The following is a 6,517-nucleotide window of genomic DNA, read 5'->3' on the forward strand; positions in this document are numbered from 1 at the left end:
GCCCCGGGCCGCGGCGGCCGGCCGCGGCGCGCGCCGCCCCCCCCCCCCCCCCGCCACCCGGTTCCGCCCGGACCCGCGCCTCAATCGCCGGCGGGGCTGGAATTGCCGGACTCCCGTCCCATGCGTCGGCGAAGCCGGCTGGGCTTCTCGGGCTCCGCCCCAGACCCCGCGCCTCAATCGCCGGCGGGGCTGGATTGGCCCGCCCCCCGCTTCGCAAGCGGGGGCCCGGATGCCCCGGCCAGGGGCCTGGGCGCTGACGGGCCCGGATGGCCCGGCTCGGGGTCTGGGCGCCGGCGGGCCCGGATGGCCCGGCTCGGGGCGCCAGCCGGCCGGGACGGCCTGGCGAAGGATCTGGGCGCCCGCGGGGCCCGGATGGGTCGGCTCGGGGTCTGGGTGCGGGCGGGCCCGGATGGGTCGGCTCGGGGTCTGGGCTCAGCCCGGCCGGGGTTGCAGGACCGCTCGGAAAATTCGAAACCGCAGGAGGCTGCCATGCGCATCGCCGTGACCGGTTCCATCGCCACCGACCACCTGATGGTCTTCCCCGGTCGCTTCACCGATCAGCTCATCGAGGGACAGCTGCGGCACGTCTCCCTCTCCTTCCTCGCCGACCGGCTCGACGTCCGCCGCGGCGGCGTAGCCGCCAACATCGCCTTCGGGCTCGGCCGGCTCGGCCTCGGCCCCGACCCGGTCCTCGTCGGCGCGGTCGGCGTCGACTTCGACTTCGACGGCTACCGGCTCTGGCTCAAGGAGCACGGCGTCGACACCGACTCCGTCCACGTCTCGGACACCCACCACACCGCCCGCTTCGTGTGCACCACCGACGCCGACCACAACCAGATCGCCACCTTCTACGCCGGCGCAATGGCCGAGGCCCGCCGCATCGACCTCGCCACCGTCGCCGAACGCACCGGCGGGCTCGATCTCGTCGTCGTCTCGCCCAACGACCCCGAGGCCATGTTCGGCCACACCCGCCAGTGCCGCGAGCTCGGCCTGCCCTTCGCCGCCGACCCCTCGCAGCAGCTGCCCCGCCTCGACCGCGAGCAGGTGCGGCTGCTGCTCGACGGCGCCGACTACCTGTTCGGCAACGCCTACGAGGCCGCCCTGATCCAGGAGCGCTCCGGCTGGACCGAGGAGCAGATCCTCGCCCGCGTCGGCACCTGGATCACCACCCTCGGCGCCGACGGGGCCCGCATCCGCCGGGCCGGCCTGAGCCCCCTGCACGTCCCCGCGGTGCCGGTGCCGGCCGCGGACGCCGACGACCCCACCGGCGTCGGCGACGCCTTCCGGGCCGGGTTCCTCGCCGCCACCTCCCGCGGCCTGACCACCGAGGACGCCGCCCGCCTCGGCTGCGCGCTGGCCTCGCTCGCCCTGGAGGCCACCGGCCCCCAGGAGTACACCGTCGACCGGGCCCTGCTGGCCGCCCGTCTGCACGCCGGCTACGGCGAGCAGACCGCCGCCCGCATCGCCCCGTACCTGGCGAGGACGCCATGACCGCCACCGCAACCGCCACCCCCGCCGGGCTGCGCCGCGCCCTGGCCACCCGCGTGGTGGTCGCCGACGGCGCCATGGGCACCATGCTCCAGGAGCAGGGCCCCACCCTGGACGACTTCCAGGGCCACGAGGGCTGCAACGAGATCCTCAACATCACCCGCCCCGACATGGTCCGGGCCGTCCACGCCGCCTACTTCGACGCCGGCGTGGACTGCGTGGAGACCAACACCTTCGGTGCCAACCACGCCAACCTCGGCGAGTACGACATCGCCGACCGCATCTTCGAGCTGGCCGAGGCCGGCGCCCGCCTCGCCCGCGAGGTCGCCGACGGCTACAGCACCGCGGACCGCCCCCGCTGGGTCCTCGGCTCCGTCGGCCCCGGCACCAAGCTGCCCACCCTGGGCCACGCCCCGTTCGCCGTGCTGCGCGACGCCTACCAGCAGCAGACCGAGGGCCTGGTCGCGGGCGGCGCGCACGCCGTGCTCGTCGAGACCAGTCAGGACCTCCTGCAGGCCAAGGCCGCCCTCATCGGGGCCCGCCGCGCGCTGCGCCGGCTCGGCGCGGACCTGCCGCTGCTGGTCCAGGTCACCGTGGAGACCACGGGCACCATGCTGCTCGGCTCCGAGATCGGCGCGGCCCTGACCGCCCTGGAGCCGCTCGGCATCGACGTGATCGGCCTGAACTGCGCCACCGGCCCGGCCGAGATGAACGAGCACCTGCGCCACTTGGCCCGGCACGCCCGCGCCGGGATCTCCGCCATGCCCAACGCCGGCCTGCCCGTGCTCACCGCCGACGGCGCCCACTACCCGCTGTCCCCGGCCGAACTGGCCGCCGCCCACGCCGACTTCGTCGCCGAGCACGGCCTGTCGCTGGTCGGCGGCTGCTGCGGCACCACCCCCGAGCACCTGCGCCAGGTCGTCGACGCCGTCCGGGGCCTGGACCTCGCCCCGCGCACCGTCCGCACCGAGCCTGCCGCGGCCTCCCTGTACGCGGCGGTGCCGTTCCGGCAGGACACCTCGTACCTCGCCATCGGCGAGCGGACCAACGCCAACGGCTCGAAGGCGTTCCGCGAGGCCATGACCGGCGGGCGCTGGGACGACTGCGTGGAGATCGCCCGCGACCAGACCCGCGACGGCGCCCACCTGCTCGACCTGTGCGTGGACTACGTGGGCCGCGACGGCGCGGCCGACATGCGCAAGCTCGCCTCGATGTTCGCGACGGCCTCCACCCTGCCGCTGGTCCTGGACTCCACCGAGCCGGCCGTCCTCGAAGCGGGCCTGGAGTGCATCGGCGGGCGCGCCGTCATCAACTCCGTCAACTACGAGGACGGCGACGGCCCCGACTCCCGCTTCGCCCGGATCATGCCGATGGTCGCCGAGCACGGTGCGGCCGTCATCGCCCTGACCATCGACGAGGAGGGGCAGGCCCGCACCGCCGAGTGGAAGCTCGCCGTCGCCGAACGCCTGATCGCCGACCTCACCGGCACCTGGGGCATGGCCGAGCACGACATCATCGTGGACTGCCTGACCTTCCCCATCGCCACCGGGCAGGAGGAGACCCGCCGCGACGGCATCGAGACCATCGAGGCGATCCGCGAGCTCAAGCGCCGCCACCCCGACGTGCAGACGACGCTCGGCCTGTCGAACATCTCCTTCGGGCTGAGCCCGGCCGCCCGCGTCGTCCTGAACTCCGTCTTCCTCGACGAGTGCGTCAAGGCCGGCCTGGACTCGGCGATCGTCCACGCGTCGAAGATCCTGCCGATCTCCCGGATCCCCGCCGACCAGCTCACCTGCGCCCTGGACCTGGTGTACGACCGCCGGCGCGAGGACTACGACCCGCTCCAGCGCTACCTGGAGCTGTTCGAGGGCGTCGACACCACCTCCGTCAAGGCCGGCCGGGCCGCCGAACTCCTCGCGCTGCCGCTGGAGGAGCGCCTGCGGCGCCGTATCGTCGACGGCGAGAAGAACGGCCTGGCCGCCGACCTCGACGAGGCCCTCACCACGCGGCCCGCCCTCGCCATCGTCAACGACACGCTGCTGGAGGGAATGAAGACGGTCGGGGAGCTCTTCGGCTCCGGGCAGATGCAGCTGCCGTTCGTGCTGCAGTCCGCCGAGGTGATGAAGACCGCCGTCGCCCACCTCGAACCGCACATGGAGAAGGCCGAGGGCGACGCCGGCAAGGGCACCATCGTGCTGGCCACCGTCAAGGGCGACGTCCACGACATCGGCAAGAACCTCGTCGACATCATCCTGTCCAACAACGGCTACGACGTCGTCAACATCGGCATCAAGCAGCCGGTCTCGGCGATCCTGGAGGCCGCAGAGGAGCACAAGGCCGACGTCATCGGCATGTCCGGCCTGCTGGTGAAGTCCACCATGGTGATGAAGGAGAACCTGGAGGAGCTCAACCGCCGCGGCAAGGCCGCCGACTACCCCGTCATCCTCGGCGGCGCCGCCCTCACCCGCGCGTACGTCGAGCAGGACCTGCACGAGATCTACGAGGGCGAGGTCCGCTACGCCCGCGACGCCTTCGAGGGCCTGCGCCTGATGGACGCCCTGATCGCCGTCAAGCGGGGCGAGGAGGGCGCCGCCCTGCCCGCCCTCAAGCCCCGCCGGGTCGCCACCACCACCGCCCGTCCCGTCCTCGCCGAGACCGCGCCCGTCGGCCGCTCCGACGTCGCCACCGACAACCCGGTGCCCGTACCGCCGTTCTGGGGCGACCGCCTCGTCACCGGCATCCCGCTCGCCGACTACGCGGGCTGGCTCGACGAGCGCGCCACCTTCATGGGCCAGTGGGGGCTCAAGCCCGCGCGCGGCACCGGCGGCCCCTCGTACGAGGAGCTCGTGGAGACCGAGGGCCGCCCCCGGCTGCGCGCCTGGCTCGACCGGCTGCGTACCGAGAACATGCTGGAAGCCGCCGTCGTGTACGGGTACTTCCCGTGCGTGTCCAAGGGCGACGACCTGATCGTCCTCGACGAGCACGGCAGCGAGCGGACCCGCTTCACCTTCCCGCGCCAGCCCCGCGGGCGGCACCTGTGCCTGTCGGACTTCTTCCGCTCCGAGGAGTCCGGCGAGACCGACGTCATCGCCTTCACCGCCGTCACCATGGGCAACCGGATCTCCGAGGCCGCGAACGAGCTCTTCGCGGCCAACGCCTACCGCGACTACCTCGAACTGCACGGCCTGTCCGTCCAGCTGACCGAGGCCCTCGCCGAGTTCTGGCACGCCCGGGTCCGCTCCGAGCTCGGCATCGCCGACCGCGACCCGGCGGGCCTGGCCGGAATGCTCAAGACCGAGTACCAGGGCTGCCGGTACTCGCTGGGCTACCCCGCCTGCCCCTCCCTGGAGGACCGCGCCAAGATCGTCCACCTGCTGCGCCCCGAACGCGTGGGCGTCACCCTTTCCGAGGAGTACCAGCTGCATCCCGAGCAGTCCACCGACGCCCTGATCCTGCACCACCCCGAGGCCACCTACTTCAAGGCCGGAGGCGGTCCCGCATGAGCTTCCTGCGCGAGCGGCTGGCGAGCGGCGCCCCCTCCTTCTCCTTCGAGTTCTTCCCGCCGAAGACGGACGCGGGGGAGCGGGTGCTGTGGGACGCGATCCGCCGCATCGAGGCCGTCGCCCCCACCTTCGTCTCCGTCACGTACGGCGCCGGCGGCTCCTCCCGCGAGCGCACCGTCGCCGTGACCCGGCGCATCGCCACCGACACCACCCTGCGGCCCGTCGCCCACCTGACGGCCGTCGACCACTCCGTCGCCGAACTGCGCCAGATCATCGGCCAGTACGCCGACGCCGGCATCCGCGACGTCCTGGCCCTGCGCGGCGACCCGCCGGGCGACCCGCGCGGGCCGTGGGCGCCGCACCCGCAGGGGCTGAACCACGCCGACCAGCTCGTCCGCCTCGTACGGGCCTCCGGCGACTTCTCGATCGGCGTCGCCGCCTTCCCCGAGCGCCACCCGCGCTCCCCTGACTGGGAGAGCGACGTCCGCCACTTCGTCGCCAAGTGCCGGGCCGGCGCCGACTACGCCATCACCCAGATGTTCTTCGACGCCGAGGACTACCTGCGGCTGCGCGACCGCGTCGCCGCGGCCGGCTGCGACACCCCGATCATCCCGGAGATCATGCCGGCCACGGACGTGCGGCAGATCCGCCGCTTCGCCGAGCTGAGCAACGCCCGCTTCCCCGTGGACCTGGGCCTCGCCCTGGAGACCGCCCGCCACGACCCGGCCACCGCCCACCGCATCGGTGTCGACCACGCCACCGCGCTCGCCCAGCGGCTGCTGGACGAAGGGGCCCCCGGCCTGCACTACATCACTCTCAACCGCTCCACCGCGACGCTTGAGATCCACCGCAACGTCCACACCAGCAGGAGTGCACCCGCCCATGCCGCCGTTCACTGATTTCAAGGTCGCCGACATCTCCCTCGCGGAATTCGGCCGCAAGGAGATCACCCTCGCCGAGCACGAGATGCCCGGCCTGATGTCGATCCGCCGCGAGTACGCCGCGGCCCAGCCGCTGGCCGGCGCCCGGATCACCGGCTCGCTGCACATGACCGTGCAGACGGCCGTCCTCATCGAGACGCTGGTCGCGCTGGGCGCCGAGGTGCGCTGGGTCTCGTGCAACATCTACTCCACCCAGGACCACGCGGCGGCCGCCATCGCCGCGGCCGGGATCCCGGTCTTCGCCTGGAAGGGCGAGACGCTGGAGGAGTACTGGTGGTGCACGGAGCAGGCGCTGACCTGGCCCGGGCACGCAGGCCCGAACATGATCCTCGACGACGGCGGCGATGCGACGCTGCTGGTCCACAAGGGCGTCGAGTACCAGAAGGCCGGCGCCGTCCCCGACCCGTCCACGGCGGAGAACGAGGAGATGGCCCTCGTCCTGGAGCTCCTGGGCCGGACCGAGCTCGACTGGACGGCCCTGGCGTCCGGGATCCGCGGTGTCACCGAGGAGACCACCACCGGCGTGCACCGCCTGTACGAGATGATGTCCGAGGGCACGCTGCTGTTCCCGGCCATCAACGTGAA

At 73.1% G+C, this 6,517-nt stretch carries 4 protein-coding genes; all 4 read left to right on the top strand.

Going from position 1 to position 6,517, the window contains the following annotated elements:
• Positions 1 to 489 precede the first annotated feature (489 nt).
• Entirely contained in the window at positions 490 to 1,491 is a 1,002-nt protein-coding gene (locus tag AB0F11_RS37215) for a carbohydrate kinase family protein (protein ID WP_362184062.1), read from the top strand.
• Entirely contained in the window at positions 1,488 to 4,991 is a 3,504-nt protein-coding gene (gene metH, locus AB0F11_RS37220; RefSeq protein WP_362184065.1) for a methionine synthase, read from the top strand. The genes AB0F11_RS37215 and metH overlap by 4 nt, the downstream gene beginning before the upstream one ends.
• Positions 4,988 to 5,890: a methylenetetrahydrofolate reductase [NAD(P)H] gene (metF, locus tag AB0F11_RS37225; RefSeq protein WP_362184068.1), complete on the top strand. Its 903-nt coding sequence runs from the start codon at positions 4,988 to 4,990 to the stop codon at positions 5,888 to 5,890. Before metH ends, metF begins: the two co-directional genes overlap by 4 nt.
• The coding region (locus AB0F11_RS37230; RefSeq protein ID WP_362184071.1) for an adenosylhomocysteinase at positions 5,874 to 6,517 on the top strand (644 nt) is incomplete at its 3' end. The genes metF and AB0F11_RS37230, both read left to right, overlap by 17 nt.

The organism is Streptomyces sp. NPDC032472, from assembly GCF_040636955.1.
In the GTDB taxonomy this organism is placed as follows: domain Bacteria; phylum Actinomycetota; class Actinomycetes; order Streptomycetales; family Streptomycetaceae; genus Streptomyces.

Excerpts from the sequence above, each read along its gene's own strand:
- AB0F11_RS37215 (WP_362184062.1), top strand. The coding sequence starts at position 490 with ATGCGCATCGCCGTGACCGGTTCCATCGCCACCGACCACCTGATGGTC.
- metH (WP_362184065.1), top strand. The coding sequence starts at position 1,488 with ATGACCGCCACCGCAACCGCCACCCCCGCCGGGCTGCGCCGCGCCCTG.
- metF (WP_362184068.1), top strand. The coding sequence starts at position 4,988 with ATGAGCTTCCTGCGCGAGCGGCTGGCGAGCGGCGCCCCCTCCTTCTCC.